The 19161-nt window shown below is 70.8% G+C and carries 19 protein-coding genes and 1 pseudogene; 14 read left to right on the top strand and 6 right to left on the bottom strand.

Features of this window, described 5'->3' with window-relative positions:
- Positions 1 to 7: 7 nt before the first annotated feature.
- Positions 8 to 1108 carry a hypothetical protein gene (locus ACTIF1_RS20545; RefSeq protein ID WP_439598329.1) on the top strand — a complete coding sequence of 367 codons (1101 nt, stop codon included), beginning with the start codon at positions 8 to 10 and terminating at the stop codon, positions 1106 to 1108.
- Positions 1109 to 1119: 11 nt separating this feature from the next.
- Here the strand turns inward: ACTIF1_RS20545 and ACTIF1_RS20540 are convergent, their stop codons facing one another.
- Positions 1120 to 2010, bottom strand: coding sequence for a LysR substrate-binding domain-containing protein (locus tag ACTIF1_RS20540; RefSeq protein ID WP_439598328.1), 891 nt, complete (start codon positions 2008 to 2010; stop codon positions 1120 to 1122).
- Positions 2011 to 2104: 94 nt separating this feature from the next.
- Between ACTIF1_RS20540 and ACTIF1_RS20535 the strand changes: the two genes are divergently transcribed.
- The 5 genes from ACTIF1_RS20535 (at position 2105) to ACTIF1_RS20515 (ending at position 9153) form a co-directional block, all read left to right on the top strand.
- A complete protein-coding gene (locus ACTIF1_RS20535) occupies positions 2105 to 3748 on the top strand; it encodes a hydantoinase B/oxoprolinase family protein (protein WP_439598327.1) in 1644 nt (547 codons plus the stop codon).
- Positions 3745 to 5850, top strand: coding sequence for a hydantoinase/oxoprolinase family protein (locus ACTIF1_RS20530; RefSeq protein ID WP_439598326.1), 2106 nt, complete (start codon positions 3745 to 3747; stop codon positions 5848 to 5850). Before ACTIF1_RS20535 ends, ACTIF1_RS20530 begins: the two co-directional genes overlap by 4 nt.
- 116 nt (positions 5851 to 5966) lie before the next feature.
- Entirely contained in the window at positions 5967 to 6935 is a 969-nt protein-coding gene (locus ACTIF1_RS20525) for a Bug family tripartite tricarboxylate transporter substrate binding protein (RefSeq protein WP_439598325.1), read from the top strand.
- 13 nt (positions 6936 to 6948) lie between these two features.
- Positions 6949 to 7938: a Bug family tripartite tricarboxylate transporter substrate binding protein gene (locus tag ACTIF1_RS20520; protein WP_439598324.1), complete on the top strand. Its 990-nt coding sequence runs from the start codon at positions 6949 to 6951 to the stop codon at positions 7936 to 7938.
- Between the two features lie 9 nt (positions 7939 to 7947).
- On the top strand, positions 7948 to 9153 hold the full coding sequence (locus ACTIF1_RS20515) for a pyridoxal phosphate-dependent aminotransferase (RefSeq protein ID WP_439598323.1): 1206 nt from the start codon (positions 7948 to 7950) through the stop codon (positions 9151 to 9153).
- Positions 9154 to 9159: 6 nt separating this feature from the next.
- On the opposite strand, the gene ACTIF1_RS20510 is transcribed toward ACTIF1_RS20515, so the two are convergent.
- The 3 genes from ACTIF1_RS20510 to ACTIF1_RS20500 form a co-directional block, all read right to left on the bottom strand.
- A complete protein-coding gene (locus ACTIF1_RS20510) occupies positions 9160 to 9447 on the bottom strand; it encodes a hypothetical protein (protein WP_439598322.1) in 288 nt (95 codons plus the stop codon).
- Between the two features lie 72 nt (positions 9448 to 9519).
- On the bottom strand, positions 9520 to 10632 hold the full coding sequence (locus ACTIF1_RS20505; RefSeq protein ID WP_439598321.1) for a pyridoxal phosphate-dependent aminotransferase: 1113 nt from the start codon (positions 10630 to 10632) through the stop codon (positions 9520 to 9522).
- Complete coding sequence (locus ACTIF1_RS20500) at positions 10629 to 11897, bottom strand: hypothetical protein (protein WP_439598320.1); 1269 nt, start codon at positions 11895 to 11897, stop codon at positions 10629 to 10631. Before ACTIF1_RS20500 ends, ACTIF1_RS20505 begins: the two co-directional genes overlap by 4 nt.
- A gap of 320 nt (positions 11898 to 12217) precedes the next feature.
- Between ACTIF1_RS20500 and ACTIF1_RS20495 the strand changes: the two genes are divergently transcribed.
- The 4 genes from ACTIF1_RS20495 to ACTIF1_RS20480 all read left to right on the top strand — a co-directional run bounded on the left by ACTIF1_RS20495 (position 12218) and on the right by ACTIF1_RS20480 (position 14233).
- On the top strand, positions 12218 to 12424 hold the full coding sequence (locus tag ACTIF1_RS20495) for a cold-shock protein (protein ID WP_216837696.1): 207 nt from the start codon (positions 12218 to 12220) through the stop codon (positions 12422 to 12424).
- Between the two features lie 197 nt (positions 12425 to 12621).
- Positions 12622 to 12777: a hypothetical protein gene (locus ACTIF1_RS20490; RefSeq protein ID WP_439598319.1), complete on the top strand. Its 156-nt coding sequence runs from the start codon at positions 12622 to 12624 to the stop codon at positions 12775 to 12777.
- An 88-nt stretch (positions 12778 to 12865) separates the two neighbouring features.
- Positions 12866 to 13072 (top strand): hypothetical protein, encoded by a 207-nt coding sequence (locus ACTIF1_RS20485; protein WP_439598318.1) that lies wholly within the window; start codon positions 12866 to 12868, stop codon positions 13070 to 13072.
- 231 nt (positions 13073 to 13303) lie between these two features.
- Entirely contained in the window at positions 13304 to 14233 is a 930-nt protein-coding gene (locus ACTIF1_RS20480) for a hypothetical protein (protein ID WP_439598317.1), read from the top strand.
- Between the two features lie 36 nt (positions 14234 to 14269).
- Here ACTIF1_RS20480 and ilvD read toward each other — a convergent pair whose 3' ends face one another.
- Positions 14270 to 16126 carry a dihydroxy-acid dehydratase gene (gene ilvD, locus ACTIF1_RS20475; protein ID WP_439598316.1) on the bottom strand — a complete coding sequence of 619 codons (1857 nt, stop codon included), beginning with the start codon at positions 16124 to 16126 and terminating at the stop codon, positions 14270 to 14272.
- Between the two features lie 78 nt (positions 16127 to 16204).
- Positions 16205 to 16651, bottom strand: coding sequence for a hypothetical protein (locus ACTIF1_RS20470; RefSeq protein WP_439598315.1), 447 nt, complete (start codon positions 16649 to 16651; stop codon positions 16205 to 16207).
- 117 nt (positions 16652 to 16768) lie between these two features.
- Here ACTIF1_RS20470 and ACTIF1_RS20465 point away from each other — a divergent pair, with 117 nt between their 5' ends.
- From ACTIF1_RS20465 to ACTIF1_RS20450, 4 genes and pseudogenes are all read left to right on the top strand, one after another.
- The gene (locus ACTIF1_RS20465; RefSeq protein WP_439598314.1) at positions 16769 to 17224 is read left to right on the top strand and encodes a Tat pathway signal protein; all 456 of its coding nucleotides are present in this window, start codon (positions 16769 to 16771) and stop codon (positions 17222 to 17224) included.
- 12 nt (positions 17225 to 17236) lie between these two features.
- Complete coding sequence (locus tag ACTIF1_RS20460) at positions 17237 to 17896, top strand: MotA/TolQ/ExbB proton channel family protein (RefSeq protein WP_439598313.1); 660 nt, start codon at positions 17237 to 17239, stop codon at positions 17894 to 17896.
- Positions 17896 to 18321: a biopolymer transporter ExbD gene (locus ACTIF1_RS20455; protein ID WP_439598312.1), complete on the top strand. Its 426-nt coding sequence runs from the start codon at positions 17896 to 17898 to the stop codon at positions 18319 to 18321. Before ACTIF1_RS20460 ends, ACTIF1_RS20455 begins: the two co-directional genes overlap by 1 nt.
- Positions 18322 to 18402: 81 nt before the next feature.
- Positions 18403 to 19161, top strand: a pseudogene (locus tag ACTIF1_RS20450) (hypothetical protein); the annotation flags it as partial.

Raw genomic sequence — 19161 nt, 5'->3', positions numbered from 1 at the left:
GGCCCTGGTGGTGCCGCTGCTGTTCTGGACGTCGGCAGCGCAGGCGCATGTCAAATGGTTCGCCCCCTATATCGTCGCCGCGCCACAAAGGCCTGTCCTGGCAACGCTGGAGGACGCCTGGTTCTGGCTTGGCATCGTGCTCGTCATGGTCTGCTTCCTCACCGCGCGGCTGGTGGAGACAGGCCGATACGGCACGGCGATGCTCGGTGCGCTGGACCGCGCCACGGCCCCGCTCTGGCGGCGGCTCGACGACTATCTGCGCGCCATCATCGCGGCCTTCTTCATCGCGATCTTCGCCGTCGGCGGCATCTATCTCACGCCCGATCTGAAGACGCCGCATGAATGGGTCTCCTGGCTCCATTTGCTGATTGCCGCGGGCGTATTCTCGCGCCGGACGATGCCGCTATCCGCCGCCGGGATCGTTGCGCTCTGGGCCCTGGCGGTGCGCGACTACGGCCTCTACCACCTGCTCGACTACCTGCCTCTCGGCCTGGCCACCGCCGCCTATCTCGTGCTCGCCGCCTCGCGGCGCGAGGCGTGGCGCGCGCATCGCTTCGAGGTGCTGCGCTGGGGGCTGGCGATCGCGCTGATGTGGTCCAGCATGGAGAAGTTCGCCTACCCCGCCTGGTTCGATCCCATTGTCGACCAGAAGCCCTTCCTGACCCTGGGGCTGCCGCGCGAAGGCTTCGTTCCCATGGCGGGTGTGGCCGAATTCACGCTGGGCTTCGGTCTGGTCTGGACGCCCTTGATCCGACGCCTGTCCGGAGCGGCCTTGCTGGCAACCTTCAGCGCGGCCGTGCTTCCCTTCGGTCGCATGGACCTCATCGGTCACGGCCTCATCATGGCCATGATGCTGGCGGTCGTGGCCGAGCAGGACCGCGAACCGACGCCGCTGGCCCGCTGGCAGGAGGCGATCCGCCGTCCTCTTGCCGGCATCCCGCTCGGCTTCGCGGCGGCGCTGCTGATCTTCGCCAGCTGTTACGCCGGCCTGCATGCGGCGCTCTATCCGGCTGGTCCGCATGAGCTTCCACCAGCCTACGAACGATCCACCCATGGGCAGGACCCGGATCACCCGCACAGCCAGCACATGCGCCCGCAACGGCAGTGAGTGCCCCGGACTCAGCCGGCCCCGGCGCAATCCAGGAGGACGCGCGCAAGCGCGGAGGGCCGACCGCGGGGCGTGGCGAGCCAGATGCTGGTGGTGGCCCCCTTCTCCGCCAGGTCCCGATGCGTCACCTCCGCCACGCGGATCTGCGCCAGCGAGGCCGGCATCACGGCGATGCCGAAGCCGGCGGCGACCAGGCCGATCAGCGTCGAATTTTCCCGGGCCGTCTGGGTGATGTCGGGCGTGAAGCCGGCGGCGCGGCACAGCGCCTCGAACTGCGCGTGCAGCGTTGTGCCGACGGAGCGCGAGAAGAAGATCAGCTTCTCCTCGGCCAGGGCCGCGATCGGCAGCGGGCCGGGCTGCGCAGCCAGCGGGTGATCCTGCCGCATCATCGCCACCAGCCGCTCGCGCAGCAACTCCACCGCCGCGACATCGCCGGGAATATCGGAGGCCGAGGGGCAGCGCAGGAAGCCGGCATCCAGCGCGCCGCGGCGCAGCGCATCCACCTGCTCCAGAGTCGGACTTTCCTGCAGCGCCAGGTGCACATCCGGCAGCCGGCGCCGGAAGCCCAGCACCGTGGCCGTGAAGACCGGCAGCAGCGGCGCGGAGGCAAACAGACCGATGCGCAGCTCGCCGATCTCACCGCGCCCGGCACGCCGCGCGACGGTCGCCGCGCGCGCCGCCTGGTCCAGCGCCGCGCGCGCCTCCGGCAGCAGCATGCGGCCGGCTTCCGTCAGCGCCACCCGCCGCGTGCCGCGTTCGAAGAGCGGCGTGGCGAGCTCCGCCTCCAGCTGCTGGATCTGCTGGCTCAGCGGCGGCTGCGCCATGCCGAGGCGGCGCGCGGCCCGGGTGAAGTGCAGTTCCTCCGCCACCGCGACAAAGTAGCGCAGATGCCGCAGCTCCATATCCAAACCCTCTCAATATAGATGCGTTTGATATTGGACGGGTTGTTTTCCGGCGCATAGCGTTTCAATCGCATGAACGGGAAAGGCGTGTCCCTTGGAGTCCTTTGATCCGATCACCCTGGAGGTCTATTGGAGCAGGCTGATCTCCATCGCCGATGAAGCGGCGACGGGGCTGCTGCGCACCGCCTTCTCCACCATCGTCCGCGAATCCAACGATTTCGCGACCGTGCTGATGGATGTGAAGGGGGATTCCATCTCGGAGAATACCGGCGGCATCGCCTCCTTCTCCTGCATCCTGCCGAAGACCACGAAGCATTTTCTCGCCCGCTTCCCGATCGAGACCTGGCAGCCCGGCGATTGCGTGATTACCAACGACCCGTTTCTCGCGACGGGCCACCTGCCGGACTTCACCGCGGTCTCGCCGATTTTCCACAAGGGAAAGATCGTGGGCTTTGCGGGCTCCATCGCCCATTCGCCGGATGTCGGCGGCGCGCTTTGGTCGGCGGATTGCCGGGAACTGTTCGAGGAAGGCATCCGCATCCCACCGTCGCGCCTGTTCCGCGCCGGGCAGCGCAACGAGGATCTGGTGGAGCTGCTCTCCGCCAATGTGCGCATCCCGGGGCCCGTGATGGGCGACCTGGAGGCGCAGGTGGTGGCGAATGAGGTGGCGGTACGCCGCTGCGCGGAATTCCTGGAGGACACCGGCCTGGACGACCTGCAGGGCCTGTCCGAGGCGCTGCAGATCCGCGCGGACCAGGCGATGCGCCGCGCCATCGCGCAGGTGCCGGACGGCGTCTATCGCGCGACGATCGAGGCGGATGGCTTTGACGAGCATGTCACGCGCATCAGCTGCGCCGTGACCGTCTCCGGCGAGACCATGCATATCGATTTCGCCGGCACTTCGCCGCAGATCGATCGCGGCATCAACTGCGTGCTGAACTACACGCATGCCTATTCGGTCTATCCCGTGAAATGCGCGCTGGATCCCTTCACGCCGCGCAACGAGGGCAGCTACCAGGCGATCACCGTCGCCGCACCCGAGGGCTCGATCCTCAATCCGCGCTTCCCCGCGCCCTGCAGCGCGCGGCAGCTGACGGGCCATCTGCTGGCGGGCGCCATCTACAAGGCGCTGGCGGATGTGCTGCCGGACAAGGTGCTGGCGGAATGCGGCGGCGCGCCGACCATGCGCGCGCTGTTCAGCGGCATGGACCAGAATGGCGACCGCTTCTCGCAGGTGCTGTTCGCGAGCGGCGGCATGGGCGCCAGCCCGCATCGCGACGGGCTGCCGACCACCGCCTTCCCCACCAATGTCGGCGCGGGCTCCATCGAGGCCTATGAGAGCGTCGCGCCCTTGCTGGTCTGGCGCAAGCAGCTGCGCGTCGATTCCGGCGGCGCCGGGCGCTTCCGCGGCGGCCTGGGCCAGGAGGCGGAGATCGAGGTGCGGACGCCGGCGGCGGTGCGGCTCTCACTGCTGTCCGATCGTCGCGATCATCCGGCCGAGGGCCTGCTGGGCGGTGGTCCCGGTGCGCCGGCGGTGATCGCCATCGATGACGGCACGAAGCCGCATCCGAAATCCCGCACCAGCGTGGAGACCGGGCGGCGTGTGACGCTGCTGTATCCCGGTGGTGGTGGCTTCGGCGATCCGAAGCAGCGGGACCCGGACGCCGTGCGCGCGGATCTCCGCGACGGCTACATCACCGAAGAGGCGGCAATGCGTGACTATGGGGTGAAGGCATGAGCGCGGGCACGGCACGCATCGGGGTCGACGTCGGCGGCACCTTCACCGATTTCGTGCTGCACGATCCCGTCCGCAAGCTGGTCGCGACCGGCAAGCGGCTGACCACGCCGGACGATCCCAGCGAGGCGATCATCGCCGGCACCATGCGGCTGCTGGAGGAGACGGGCCTGAAGCCCGCCGACCTGCACAGCATCGTCCACGGCACCACGCTGGTGACCAACACCATCATCGAGCGCACCGGCGCGACCGTCGGCCTGCTGACCACGGCGGGTTTCCGCGACGTCATCGAGATCGGGCGCGAGACGCGCTACGACCTGTATGACCTGTATCTGGAAGCGCCGCCGACACTGGTGCCGCGTCATCTGCGCCTGGAGATTCCGGAACGCATTGACGTGCATGGCGCGACGCTGCTGCCGCTGGATGAAGACGCGGTGCGCGCGGCGGTGAAGCAGCTGGTCGAGGTCGAGAAGATCGAGGCGCTCGCCATCGCCTTCATGCATGCCTATCACGCCGATCGGCACGAGGTCCGCGCTGGCGCGATCGTGGCGGAAATGTATCCGGACCTGCCACTGTCGCTCTCCTCCCGCGTCGCGCCGGAAATCCGGGAATTCGAGCGCACCAGCACGGCTTGCGCCAATGCCTATGTGCAGCCGCTGATGCGCCGCTACCTCGACAAGCTGGAGGCGGATCTCGCCGCGCTGGGCTTCGTCGGGCGGCTGCATGTCATGCTTTCGGGTGGCGGCATCGCGGCGGTGCGGGATGCGAAGGAGTTCCCCATTCGGTTGATCGAATCAGGCCCCGCGGCCGGCGCCATGGCCGCCTCCTTCCTGGCGCGGCTGACCGGCGAGAACCACGTCGTCTCCTTCGACATGGGCGGCACCACCGCAAAGATGTGCCTGGTGGAGAATGCGGCACCGGACCGGAAATTCGATTTCGAGGCAGGGCGCGTGCGGCGCTTCCAGAAGGGCTCCGGCCTGCCGCTGAAGGTGACGGTCGTCGATATGATCGAGATCGGCGCCGGCGGTGGCTCCATCTCCCGCGTCGATGAGGCCTCGGGCCTGATGAAGGTGGGCCCGCGCAGTGCCGGCGCCAAGCCGGGGCCGATCTGCTATGGCCGCGGCGGCACGGAGCCCACCGTCACCGATGGTGATCTCGTGCTGGGCCGGCTGGACCCAAAATACTTCCTGGGCGGCGAGATGGCGCTGGACCCGAATGCCGTGCAGCGCGCCATCGAGACCGGCATCGCGAAGAAGCTGGGCGTGGAACGCGACATGGCTGCCCTCGGCATCCGCCGCATCGTGGATGAGACCATGGCCGCCGCCACGCGCATGCATCTGGCGGAGAAGGGGCGCGACCCGCGCCGCTACACGCTGATCGCCTTCGGCGGTGCCGGGCCGGTGCATTCCTACGATCTCGCACGCCTGCTCAAGATGAAGCGCATGGTGGTGCCGCTGGGTGCCGGCGTCGCCTCGGCGCTCGGCTTCCTCGTCGCGCCGCCGGCTACCGACCTGGTGCGCAGCCATGTCGGCCGGCTGGAGCGGCTGGACTGGGATCATGTGAACGGGCTGCTGGCGCAGATGGAGGCGGAAGGCCGCGCGCTGCTGCTGGAGACCGGTGCTGATCCGGACCAGATCACGGCCGTGGCCGCCGCCGACATGCGCCATGTCGGCCAGGGATTCGAGATTCCCGTGAAGCTGCCTTCGATGAAATTGACCGCCGACGACCTGCCGGCAATTCGACAGAACTTCTTCGAAAGCTACCGGGAGCGCTTCGGCCGCGCGCTGACCGATCTGCCGATCGAGGCGCTGTCCTGGCGCGTCGCCTGCCTGGCGCCGGGGCGCGACATCCAGCTCGCCGAGGTCGCCAATACCGCGACCGAAAGCTTCACCGACGCGGCCAAGGCGGCGCGCGGGGTGCGGGAGGTGCTGTTCGAAGGCCTCGGCTGGCGGCCCTGCCAGGTCTACGACCGCTACGCCCTGGCCCCCGGCGCCAGCTTCACCGGCCCCGCGCTGGTGGAGGAGCGGGAATCCACCTGCGTCATCGGGCCGGATGCGAAGGTCTCGGTCGATCGCTTCCGGAATCTGGTCGTCGAGCTGCCCTGAGCGGCTCCATACTCCACACCGCCGCGCCACAAGAAGCGCGGCGCCACAACAGGGAGATGCGCAAGCATCACGGCACGCACCCCCGTCGCAGCGCGACGGCGACAAGGAGATGGACCATGGCGACACGTCGTTCCCTGCTGGCCGCCGGCCTGGCATTGCCTGCGCTGAGGCCTGCCTCGGCGCAGGAGGTCTTCCCCAACCGCCCCATCACGCTGGTGATCCCATGGGCGGCGGGCGGATCCACGGATGTGATGGGCCGTGTCATCGCCCAGGCGATGGCGGCCGATCTCGGCCAGCCCGTGGTGGTGGACAATCGCGGCGGCGCCTCCGGCACGCTGGGGCACAGCCACGTCGCGCGGTCGCGGCCGGATGGCTATACCTTCCTGCTCGGCACCAACAGCACCTACGCCATCGCGCCGCATCTGATGCGCAACCTGCCCTATGAGAACCGGGCCGCCTTCACCGGCGTCAGCCTGGTGGCGCGCAGCGCGCAGGTGCTTTGCGTGCATCCTTCCGTGCCGGTGAACAGCATCGCCGAATTCGTCGCCCATGCTCGGGCGAAGCCGGGCGAGGTGACCTATTCCTCGGCCGGCATCGGCGCCAGCAGCCACCTGGCGGCGGAGCTGTTCCAGGCGAAGTCCGGCACGCGGCTGCTGCATGTGCCCTATCGCGGCGGCGGCCCTTCCGTGCAGGGCCTGCTGGCCGGGGAGGTCGCCATGTCCTTCGTCGACATGGTCACCTGCCTGCCCTTCCGCGCCAATGGCCAGCTGAAGCTGCTCGGCGTCAGCACGGCGCAGCGTTCCTCCTTCGCCACCGATATCCCGACGCTGGCGGAATCCGGCGTGCCGGGCTTCGCCTCCTCCACCGATGTCATCATGCTGCTGCCGGCGGGCACGCCGGCGCCGATCGTGGCGCGGCTCACCGCCTCCCTGCAGAAGGCGCTGCGTGATCCCGCGACGAAGGAGCGGCTGACGACGATGGCGGTGGAGACCATCGGCAGCAGCGCGGCGGAGCTCGACAGCTACTGGACGGAGGAGCTCGCGAAGTGGGGCGAGATCATCCGCGGCCAGAACATCACCATCTGAAGGAACACCTGCCATGCTGACGCGCCGTCTTGCCCTGGCCGCCCTCACGGCGGCGCCCTTCGCTCAAGCGCGCGCCCAGAGCGCGGCCTGGCCGGACCGTGTGATCAGCTTCACCATCCCCTTCCCCGCCGGCGGATCCGCGGATCTGCTCGCCCGGCTGGTGGCGGACCGCATGGCGCCGGTGATCGGCGCCGGCGCGCGCATCGTGGTGGAGAACCGCGCCGGCGCCGGCGGCGTCATCGGCAGCGATTTCGTCAAGCGCGCGCCGGCGGATGGCCATGCCATCCTGCTCGGCACGCCCTCCACCCATGGCACGGTGCCGGCGCTGCAGCCGGATACCACGCCCTACGACCCCATCGCGGATTTCTCCGCCATCGCCATCCTGGGTCGCGCGCCGATCGCGCTGGCGGTGCCGAGGGATTCGCCGCATCGCGATCCGCAGGCGCTGATCGCCTGGCTGCGCGCCAATCCGGGCCGCGCGAGCTGGGGCAGTTCCGGTTCCGGCAGCGTCGGGCATCTGGCGGGCGAATTGATGAACCTCTCGGCCGGCGGGCTGCAGGCCGAGCATGTGCCCTATCGCGGCGGCGCGCCGCTGGTGGAGGCGCTGACCAAAGGCGAGGTGCAATACGGCTGGGAACCGCTCGGCTCGCTGGCCGCGGCGGCGCGGGATGGGCTGTTCCGCATCATCGGCATGGGCAGCGCCGCGCGGCACCCGCTGTTCCCGGATGTGCCGACCCTGCAGGAGTCGGGCCTCGCGAATTTCGAGGCCTCCACCTGGAATGTCATGCTTGGCCCGAAGGGCATGCCGGCCGCCATCGTCGCGCGGCTGAACGCGGCCTCGAATCGCGTGCTGGCCATGGAGGATGTGAAGGCCCGCCTGGCCACCGCCGGGATCGATGCGGTGAGCGACAGCACGCCGGACTCGACGCGCGATTTCATCGCCGGCGAATTCGCGAAATTCAAGGACATCGTAACCCGCGCCCGGCTGAACCTGGCGCGCTGAGGAATCGACATGAGTGACGTCATCGCGGATCGCCTGAACCGCATCTCACCCTCCCAGACCACGGCCATGCGCCAGCGCGCCCAGGCGCTGAAGGCGGAGGGCAAGGATGTGCTCGCCATCTCGTCCGGCGAGCCGGATTTCGACACGCCGGAGCACATCAAGGAAGCGGCGATCGCCGCCATCCGCAACAACCAGACCCGCTACACCGATATCTCCGGCACCCTCGCCCTGCGCCGCGCGGTGGCCGCCAAGTTCAAGCGCGACAACGGGCTGGACTATGCGCCGGAGGAGATCCTGGTCGGCACCGGCGGCAAGCAGGTGATCTATGATGCGCTGATCGCCACCATCAATGCGGGCGACGAGGTCATCATCCCCACCCCCTGCTGGGTCTCCTATCCGGATATCGTGGGCCTGGCCGATGGCACGCCCGTGCTGCTGCCCTGCGGCCCCAATCAGGGTTTCAAGTTGACGCCGGAGCAGCTGGAAGCTGCCATCACGCCACGGACGAAATGGCTGATCGTGAATACGCCGTCGAACCCGACCGGCGCGACCTATTCAGCCGCGGAATTGCGCGGCCTCTGCGACGTGCTGCTGCGCCATCCGCAGGTGCACATCCTCACCGACGACATCTACGAAAAGCTGGTCTTTGACGGCCGAAGCTTTGCCACCTTCGCGCAGGTGGAGCCGCGCCTGCGCGATCGCACGCTGACCATGAACGGCTGCTCCAAATCCTACGCCATGACCGGCTGGCGCATCGGCTTCGGCGGCGCGCCGCGCCACCTGATCAAGGCGATGGACAAGCTGCAGGGGCAGTCGACCTCCAATACCTGCTCCATCGCCCAGGCGGCTGCCGTCGCCGCGCTGGAAGGCCCGCAGGATGCGACGGAGGCGATGCGCCAGGTCTATGAGGCGCGGCGCAACCGCGTGGTCGGCGCGCTGAACGCCACGCCGCATCTGCGCTGCCACCTGCCGGAAGGCGCCTTCTATGCCTTCCCGGACATGACCGCCTGCATCGGCCTGACCACGGCGGCGGGCACGAAGATCACCAATGACTGGGACTTCGTCTTCGCGCTGCTGACGGAACAGGGCGTGGCGACGGTGAACGGCACCGCCTTCATGTTTCCCGGCCATTTCCGTATCAGCTTCGCCGCGGCGGATGCGCAGCTGGAGGATGCCTGTGCCCGCATCCGCCGTTTTTGCGAAGGGCTGCGCTGACCGCCGCTATTCCGCCAGCAGGCCCGGAAACATCCCGGCCAGCGCGGCCTCCTCCGGCAGATCCTCGCCCGGGAAACTGGCGAGGATCTCGCGCAGATCGGCGGGGCGCAGCTTCTCCTCCACGGCCTTGCCGGCGGCGGCGCGGCGCAGCAGTTCCAGCACCCGGGCGCGTGGCGGCAGCGCCATCAGCTTTTCCGCCACCTCGCGGCTCGCCGCCTCGCGCTTCTGCTCCAGGTCCTCCAGCGCGGCCACCGGCAGCCAGCCGGAGTCGGGCAGGTCGTCACTTGCGGGCATGGGGTTCTCCTCGGCTGGGGGGCTGTCATCCCCCGCCGGGGGGCGGGCGGCAAATCACATAGCGAAGGCAGATCAGGCCTCCGCCAGCACCGCCTCCAGCGCCTCTGCAAAGGCGGCCATGGCGGGCGGGGGGCCGCAGGAGACGCGCAGCCAGCCGGGGTAGCGGAAGCTGGTCATGGCGCGCGCCATCACGCCGCGCGCCATCAGCCGCCGATGCGCCACGGTATCGGGTATCGGCAGCCGCAGCATGGCGAAATTGCCTATGCCGCCCAGCAGCGGCAGGCCGAGCCGGGCCGCCAGCGCCGACAGGGCGGCACGGCCCTGCCGCACCTGCTCCCGCGTCGCCGCCAGATGCGCCGTGTCCCAGACCGCGGCCCGCGCCGCCTCCAGCGCCATGCGGTTGATGCTGTAGCTGATGCTGGTCTTGCGCACCGTCGCGGCCACGGCGGGCGCGGCCGCCATCCAGCCGATGCGCAGCCCGGCCAGGCCCCAGGCCTTGGAGAAGGTGCGGAAGACCACCAGGTTCGGGTGGCGCGCCATCAGCGCGAAGCTGTCGGGAAAGCCCGGTACATCGGCGAATTCGGCATAGGCCTCGTCCGCCACCACGATGGCGCGGCCATCGACGGCTTCCAGGAAGCGTTCCAGCCGCGCATGGTCCCACCAGCTGCCGGTCGGGTTGTTCGGATTGCAGAGGAAGACCACCCGGGTTTGCGCATCGATCGCGCGCAGCAGCGCCACCTCGTCGAAGCCATCCGCCCGCAGCGGCACCAGCCGCGGCTCGATGCCCGAGAAACTCGCGAGCCATTCATAGACGGCGAAGGTGCGGTCGGCGGTGACGATGTTGCAGCCCGCTTCGCAAAAAGCCTTGATGACGAAGCCGATCACCTCATTGGCGCCATTGCCGAGGATCACCTGCTCCGCCTCTAGGCCGAAATGGCCGGCGATGGCGCGCCGCAGGTGCCAGCCATCGCCCTGCGGATAGGCCGCCGCCTCCCGCACATCCCAGCCGGCCAGCACCGCCTGCGCCGCCGCGGGCGGGCCCAGCGGGTTCTCGTTGTTGTTCAGCCGGTGCAGATGCGGCACGCCGAAGCGGCGCAGCAGCACATCGTCGGGCGGCGCGGGGACATAGGCCTCGAAGGCCGCCACATGCGCCGGCACCAGCCGCTCCAGCGCGAAGCCGGTCATTCCAGCACGGCCAGAAGCAGCAGGTCGCCCGCCGCATCCGGGATCAGCGCCGCCGGCGCCAGGCCCGCCTGCACCAGCCCCTCCGCGAAGGCCGCATGCCCCGGCTGGCCGAGATCGAGCACCGCGCGGAAATGGGCGAAGCCCTGGCTGCGGAACAGCGCCACATTGCCGGCGGCGACCGACGCCGCATCGCCCGCGGTCAGCAGCGGCCGCAGCGTGACGCGGCCGGCGGCGCGATCCGTCTCCGCCGCCATGGCGGCGCCGGTGGCGCGCGCGGGCGGTGGCGGTTCCTCGATATCGCGACCCAGGCCCAGGCGGCGCACCGTCCGGGTCACCCAGTCCCGCAGCAGCGGTGGCACCCAGGCGATGCCGCCTGGGTCTTCCTCCAGCGCCCGGAACAGCACAGGTTGCGGGGCGCCGGCCGCGTCCGGCAGATGGCCCACCACCTCGAAGGCCGCGCGCGGCATGTCGGGCGCGGCCTCCAGCACCACCAGCCCCTGGATGCCGCCGCGCGCCAGGGCGCCGAGCGCGGCCTCCAGCAACCCCATGGCCAGGGCTTCGCGCGCCGGTCCGGGCGGCAGCAGCAAGGCCGGGCCGGCCAGCGCCATCATCCGCCGGCCGAAATTCTGCCAGAGCAGGCCGCCGATCGGCCGGCGCTGCGCATCCATCGCCACGCGGGCGAAAAGCTCCCCGGCCGCGCGCTGGTCCAGCACCCGGGGCGCCGTGCGGAAGCCCGCGCCGCCGAGGCCCTGGGCCTCCGCCCAGTCCACCAGCAGCGCCAGCGTCGCATCATCCGGATCCACGGGCGCGCCGGCCAGCGGCCCGAGGCCGGACGGCGGCCGCTCCGGGCTGCGGGGGGCGTAGCTGCGCGCCAGGTCGAAGCCCAGCAGCAGGCCGTTGCGGCCCACGGGTTCGGTGGTGAGCTGGTCCGCCAGCCGCGCCGCCAGATAGAGGCCGACATCAGCCGCCTCATCCTCCAGGTCCCGCTCCCGCGCCTGGTCCAGCCCGGCGAGGTCGAGATCGGCCGTGCCGAAGCCGAGTTCGAGCCGCACCGCATGCCGCCGGTCGCGCAGCGCCAGGCTGACCGGGCCGGCGCCGGGCGGGCTGGCCGCCAGCACCTCCTCCGCGATCAGCGCCAGGCGATCGGCGAGCCGGGGCTCAATCCCACTGCCCGCGCCGGCGCCCCGCACGAATTCGGCGCCGAGCGCGGCGAAGCGGGGCCCGGGCGGCAAGGTGAGCCGCGGCGCGGCGTCATCGGCGGGCATGGCGAGGGATCATGGCGGCGGTGTTCCAGGCAGGTGATCCGGGCGGCGCCCTGGCGCCGCCGGTCCAGGCGCGAAATAAACCCTATCATCACACGAAGGCGCGACAATTGGCACAAATCGGCCCGAAATCCCGGCGAAGTTCGATTTGGGTTGCAGTTCAGCCATGCCGGGCGCATATGGTGTGCCGTCAGCCTTGTTCGGTTCGGCCTGCTCTCTTTGCTCCGATCGAGCGCCGAGCCTGCTGTCCGTTTCCCGTCGAAGTCTGATCCGCCCGGCAATGTTGCGGGGCGGTCTTTCTGTTTGCGAAGCGGATCTCAGCCATGCCGATCGGCACCGTCAAGTGGTTCAACGCGACCAAGGGCTACGGCTTCATCCAGCCGGAAGACGGCTCCAAGGACGTGTTCCTGCACATCTCCGACGTGCAGCGTTCGGGCCTGCAGGAGCCGCGCGAGGGCGACAAGCTGCAGTACGAGCTGCAGCACGGCCAGCAGGGCAAGGTTTCGGCCGGCAACCTGAAGCAGGCCTGACACGGACGGGGTGGCCCAGGGCCGCCCCGGCCGAATACCGGTGGTGGGGCGGGAGCTACGGCGCCCGCAGCCTCCGCCATCCCATTGCCGCCCCAAGGGCGGCGCCCAACGCCTGACGCGTCCCTGGCGTGTCCTGCGAAAGACCCCAGCATCCGCAGCACGGTGGCACGGCCACCGGAGACTGCCCAAAGGACAACGTGCACACTTCCTACGACCGAGTCTCCAGCCGTCTGCTGCAATCCGACGGTTCCACAAACCCGGCCCAGCCGGCCAACCAGGCCAGCGGCGGCCCGGTGATTTCCAGCCTCACCCGCGACGAGATCCGTCGCATCGTCCTGGACCGCATCGGCTGAACAAGGGACGCAGGGCGCGCGGGCTGCCTGGTCGTCCCGTCCCCGGCACCCCCGCCGGGACACGTCCCCGACCCGTGAGGATCGCCGTATGCTCCCCCAGCATCGCTATGCCGTCGGCCAGCGCATCCAATTCATCCCCGGCCGCTTCGACGGTTCCGCCCCCTCCGGGGCCTATACCGTCCTGCGGCAGCTGCCGAACGATGCGGCGGACCGCGAATACCGCGTGAAGAACGCCCGCGACGGGCATGAGCGGATCATCCGCGAAAGCCAGATGCGGCAGGGCGCCCTCGCCTGAAGCGCCCCCGTCCCGGCCGGAAGGCCGGGATGGGGCTCGCGCCTCTCCCATCAGCAAAATGACGGGACCAAGGCACGATTGGCGCCCTTTCTGGGCATTCGCAGGGGCCTTGTCACATCAGCTCCAGAACCGTGACCCAAAGGTCATGCAGTTCGCAAGTGGCTGATTCGCGAAACTTCTCCAAAGTCACCAGGTTTCTCCAGTCCCCTTAACAGCGACTGGAGAGCTGACTTGAGCGATGCCTTCTTCTCCCAGGCCTTTTCCTCGTCCTCCGGCGGCTGGGCGATCGACCGCTCGCCGGCCGAGAACCTCAGCGAGGATTTCGGCGCCATGGAGACGACCCTGGATGCGATGACGGGCTTCCAGAGCCCGGCCGCCAAGGGGCTGGGCACGCTGTCCACCGTCTTCTCCGGCTTCGGCATCGCCGATCATTTGGCCGAGGGTGAATGGGCCGAGGCCACGATCGATGGCTTCACCCTGGCCGGCAGCACGCTGGCAGGCGGCGCCGGGGCCGTTGTGGGCGGCCTGCTGGGTGCGCCCGCCGGCCCGCCGGGTGCGGCGGTCGGCGCCGGGGCGGTCGGCCTGGTCGGCGCCCAGTCCGGCGGCGTGGTGGGCGAGGAGTTGGGTGAGGCGGTCGTCCAGTTCGGCACCTGGGCCGGCAATGCCACCGGGCTGATCGATACCCCCTTCACCACCGTGAACCTGGAGAAGGAAGGGCGGCTGGAGGGCGCGCAGGACCTCCGGACGGATTTCCCGGGTGTGCTCGATGCCGGCCCGGCTGATGATTTCGACACCGGCCGCTTCGGCGCGACCGAGGCCAGCTGGGCCAGCGGGTCCTTCGACGGGGATTACGGCGGCTCCGGCTGGGATGGCGGTTCGGGCTTCGATACCGGCTTCAACAGCGACGGCTGGGGCGGCGGGTCCTCGGATGGGGGCTCCGGCTGGGATGGCGGATCCGGCTTCGATACCGGCTTCAACAGTGATGGCTGGGGCGGCGAGGCCAGCGGCAGCTTCGGCGGGGGCTACGACACCGCCGATGCCGGTGGCGGCTGGGCCAGCGGGTCCCCGGACGGGGACTATAGCGGCACCGGCTGGGATGGCGGCTCGGGCTTCGATACCGGCTTCAACAGCGATGGCTGGGGCGGCGATTCCATCTGGTGACCAGGCTGGGGGGCCTGCCTGGCCCCCCGCCCCGGCTCAGCGCCGCTTCAGCGCGCCCAGGTCGCGCACCGCGCCGCGGGCGGCGCTGGTGGCCATGGCGGCATAGGCGCGCAGCGCGGTCGAGACCTGACGCTTGCGCGGCGTGGCGGGCTGCCAGGCGGCCTCGCCCTTGGCTTCCATCGCGGCGCGGCGCTGCGCCAGCACCTCCTCCGCCACCTTCAGCTGGATGCTGCGGTTGGGGATGTCGATCTCGATGATATCGCCATCCTCCACCAGCCCGATCGGCCCGCCCTCGGCGGCTTCCGGGGAGAGGTGGCCGATCGAGAGGCCGGAGGAGCCGCCGGAGAAGCGCCCATCCGTCACCAGGGCACAGACCTTCCCCAGGCCCTTCGACTTCAGATAGCTGGTTGGATAGAGCATCTCCTGCATGCCCGGCCCCCCGCGCGGCCCCTCGTAGCGCACCACCACCACGTCGCCGGCCACCACCTTGCCACCCAGGATGCCCTCCACGGCGGCGTCCTGGCTCTCATAGACCTTGGCCGGGCCGGTGAAGGTGAGGATCGAGGCATCGACGCCGGCGGTCTTCACGATGCAACCGTCCACCGCGATATTGCCCGCCAGCACGGCCAGCCCGCCATCGGCGGAGAAGGCGTGTTCGCGCGCGCGGATCACGCCCTTCTCGCGGTCCAGGTCCAGGCTCTCCCAGCGTTCGGCCTGGCTGAAGGCCACCTGGGTCGGCACGCCGCCCGGTGCCGCCTTGAAGAATTCCAGCACGCCGTCATCGGCGGTCCGCGTCACGTCCCATTGCTGCAGGCCCTCGGCCAGCGTCGGCGCATCCACCCGGCTGACGGAAGTGTCGATCAGCCCCGCGCGATCCAGCTCGCCCAGGATTCCAAAAATGCCGCCGGCGCGGTGCACATCCTCGACATGCACATTGGCGACGGAGGGGGCGACCTTGCACAGCACCGGCACGCGGCGGGACAGGCGGTCGATATCGGTCATGGTGAAGTCCACGCCGCCCTCATGCGCCGCCGCCAGCAGGTGCAGCACGGTGTTCGTGGACCCGCCCATGGCGATGTCCAGCGTCATCGCATTCTCGAAGGCGGTCCGGGTCGCGATATTGCGCGGCAGGACGGAGAAATCCTCGGTCTCGTAGTGCCGGCGGGTGATCTCGACGATCCTCCGCCCTGCCTCCAGGAACAGCCGCTTGCGGTCGGCATGGGTCGCCACCACCGTGCCATTGCCGGGCAGCGCCAGGCCCAGCGCCTCCGTCAGGCAGTTCATCGAATTGGCGGTGAACATGCCGGAGCAGGAGCCGCAGGTGGGGCAGGCGGAACGCTCGATAACCGCGACCTCGGCATCCGTCACGCTGGAATCGGCGGCCGCGATCATGGCGTCGATCAGGTCGACGCTGCGCTTCTGGCCGCGATGCACCACCTTGCCGGCCTCCATCGGGCCGCCGGAGACGAAGATGGTCGGGATGTTGAGGCGCATCGTCGCCATCAGCATGCCGGGCGTGATCTTGTCGCAATTGGAGATGCAAACCATGGCATCCGCGCAATGCGCATTGACCATGTATTCCACGCTATCGGCGATCAGGTCGCGCGAGGGCAGGCTGTAGAGCATGCCGTCATGCCCCATGGCGATGCCGTCATCCACCGCGATGGTGTTGAATTCCTTGGCGACGCCGCCCGCCGCCTCGATCTCCCGCGCCACCATCTGCCCGAGGTCCTTCAGATGGACATGGCCCGGGACGAATTGCGTGAAGCTGTTCACCACGGCGATGATGGGCTTGCCGAAATCGCCATCCTTCATGCCGGTGGCGCGCCAGAGGCCCCGCGCGCCGGCCATGTTGCGGCCATGGGTGGTGGTGCGGCTGCGATACTGCGGCATGGTCTTGGCGCGTCCTGGCTTGCGATGCTCGGCCGGCGCTTTTAGCGGCTGCGCGCCGGCCCGGCCAGACGGCGGGCCTCAGTGGAGCACGGGGCCGCCCTGCTCCCCCAGATGCAGGCCGGCCGCCGCGGTATGGCGGGCGAAGATCTGCGCGCCGCGCAGGGCGGCGCGCAGGTCGCCTGGCGCCAGCCATTCGGAAAGGCCGCCGATGGCCGAGAGGCAGTCGCCGCGCTGCAGCGCCGCCACCAGATCCAGCAGCACCGCCTCGTCCCGCCCCAGCCCCGTCCCGTCGCAGGGCCGCACATCCAGTTGGCGGACCGCGCCGCGCAGCACGACCGACATCAGCAGCCCGAAGCCCAGCGCGCCGGCCGGGCGCACCCCCGCCAGGGTCAGGATCTCCTGCCAGTCCGGATGCGGGCCGGCCGGGCGGTGGCGCGGCGCCATCCAGGCGCGCAGCGCCGCGACCACCAGCGAAGCCGGCGGCGGCAGGCCCGGCGGGCGGGGTTCGCGGAAGACCTCGGACATGCGGCTCGCCTCCTCGGGATGCGCCCGGAGCATGGCCCCGGCGCCGCGCGCAGGGAAGTGTGATTGCGAGTCATTCTCATATGTGCGATGCAGGCGGCGGATTGAGGAATTGGAGTCATGGCCCTCGCATCGTCCCTCGCCCGTTGCGGCCTGGTCCTCGCCGCCCTGGCGCTGGCGCCCGCCGCCGCCCAGGCGCAGCAGGCCTCCCCGCCTGCCCTGCCGCTGGAGCTGAACCGGCTAGAGCCGGTGACCGCACCCGCGGAAGGCTGCCGCATCTGGATGGTGCTCGGCAATGACGCGCCGGAGGCCGCGGCCATCGCGGCGCTGCGGCTCGATCTCGTGGTCTTTGGCGGCGATGGCCAGATCGCCCGCCGCGCCGCGGTGGAGCTGGCGCCGATCGGCGCCGGCCGCACCGCCGTGCGGCTCTTCGACCTGGCCGGCCTGCCCTGCGACCGCATCAGCCGCCTGCTGGTGAACGAGGTTCTGGCCTGCCGGATCGGCGGCGCCGATGTGGCGGATTGTGCCGACCGCCTGCGGCCTTCCAGCCGCGCCGGCGTGCGCTTCGGCCTGTAGGGAACACACGCCATGGAAACCGCGCACGATCTCTCGCCGCTCGGCCTCTTCCTCGCCGCCGACTGGGTGGTGCGGTCGGTGATGCTGATGCTGGTGCTCGCCTCCATCGGCGTCTGGGCGATGGCGCTGGACCGCGCGCTGCGTTTCCGGCGCCTGGCGCGGGACGCGCAGGCGCTGCGGCGCTTCGCCGAGGACGGCTCTCCGCCCAGCCATGACAATGCCTGGGCCGAGGTGCTGGTCGCCGCCGAACATGCGGCGCGCGAAGTGGCGGGCGAGCCCCCCGGGGAGCGCCGCCGCCATATCGCCAGCGCCGCGCGGCTGGCGGTGGTGGAGCGCACGGCGCGCGCCCGGCACGGCCTGCCGGTGCTGGCCAGCATCGCCTCCACCGCCCCCTTCATCGGGCTGTTCGGCACGGTCTGGGGCATCATGAACGCCTTCACCGCCATCGCCCGCAGCGGCAATACCAGCCTCTCCGCCGTGGCGCCGGGCATCGCGGAGGCGCTGTTTGCCACCGCGCTCGGCCTGGTCGCGGCGATTCCGGCGGCGCTCGCCTTCAACCGCCTCTCGGCCATGCTGGGCGAGGCGCGGGGCGCCGCGAATGGCGCGGCGGAACGCCTGGCCCGGCGGCTCGGCCTGGCCGGCTCCGGCCGCGCCCGGGTGGCGGCCGAATAATGGCCTTCGCCAATCTGGAGGGGGGCGACGAGGACGGCGAGGAGGGCGTGCTCTCCGAGATCAATGTCACGCCCTTCGTCGATGTCATGCTGGTGCTGCTGATCGTCTTCATGGTGGCGGCGCCGATGATGATGGCCGGCGTGCCGGTGGACCTGCCGCGCGCCGCCCAGGCGCCGGTGCCGCAGGTGACGCAGCCGCTGGTGGTGACGCTGGACCGCCAGGGCCGCATCTTCATCGAGGAGGCGGAGGCCAATCCGACGACGCTGGTGGCCACCCTGCAGCCGATGGCCGCCGCCGCGCCGGACCGGCCTGTCTTCCTGCGCGCCGATCGCAGCCAGTCCTATGGCGAGGTGATGCGCGTGCTGGCGGCGCTGGCGGCGGCCGGCTTCGGCCGTGCCTCGCTGATCGGCGAGGCGGCACCCTGACCCGCCGTGGACCAGTCCCCTCAATTCCTGGCCGCGCCGCGGCCCGCATCGGCGCGGGCCGCGCCCCTGGACTCCACCCTCGTGTCCTTCGCAGCCGCTGAACCCGCGCGGGAGCCGCGCGGCCTGCACCCCGCCGCCTGGGGCGTGGCGCTGGCACTGCATCTCGGCCTGGCCGCGGTGCTGATTCGCCCGGCCGCGCCGCCCTTGCTGGCGGGCGGCGGCGGCGGCCTGCAGGTCGGGCTGTCCGGCGGCCTGGCCGGCGGTGGCGGCGCCATCGGCACAGTGCAGCCGGAGGATCTGGCGACCAGCGGCGCGCCCGAGACCCTGGCCGAGGCCGCCCCGCCGGCCGAAGCCCTGGCCACGCCCGAGGCCCCGCCGCCGGCTGCCGCCCAACAGCCCCCGCCCGAATTGCAGCGCGCCCCGCCGCCGCCGAGCCAGCTCGCCGCAACCCCGCCGCCGCCCCAGGCGGTGCAGCCGCCACCACCCCAGGCCGCGCCACCGCCGCCACCGGCACTTGCGGCGGCCAACGCGGCGCCCAGCCTGCCGACGCCGGCGCCGGTTCCGCTCGAAGCGACGCCCTCGCCGCCCGAGGCGCTGGCCAGCCTGGCCCCGACCCTGCCGCCCCCGCCGCCGCCCGCCCCGGCGGAGCCCCGGCCGCCGGAGCCCGTGGTCCAGGCCGTGCCGCCGGAGGAGACGCTGACCGCCATGGCGGAGCCGGTGCCCCCGCCGCCGCCACAGGCCCCGCCCGAGCCCGTGCAGCAGGCCCGGCCCGCGCCGCGCCCGCGCCCGGCGCCGCGCCGCGCGGCGCCGGCCGCCACCGCCTCGCGCTCCACCGCCGCC

It is taken from the genome of Falsiroseomonas sp., from assembly GCF_051860665.1.
In the GTDB taxonomy this organism is placed as follows: Bacteria; Pseudomonadota; Alphaproteobacteria; order Acetobacterales; family Acetobacteraceae; genus Falsiroseomonas.
Note: the sequence above shows the minus strand (reverse complement) of the source record. Positions and strands in the feature narration are given on the sequence as shown.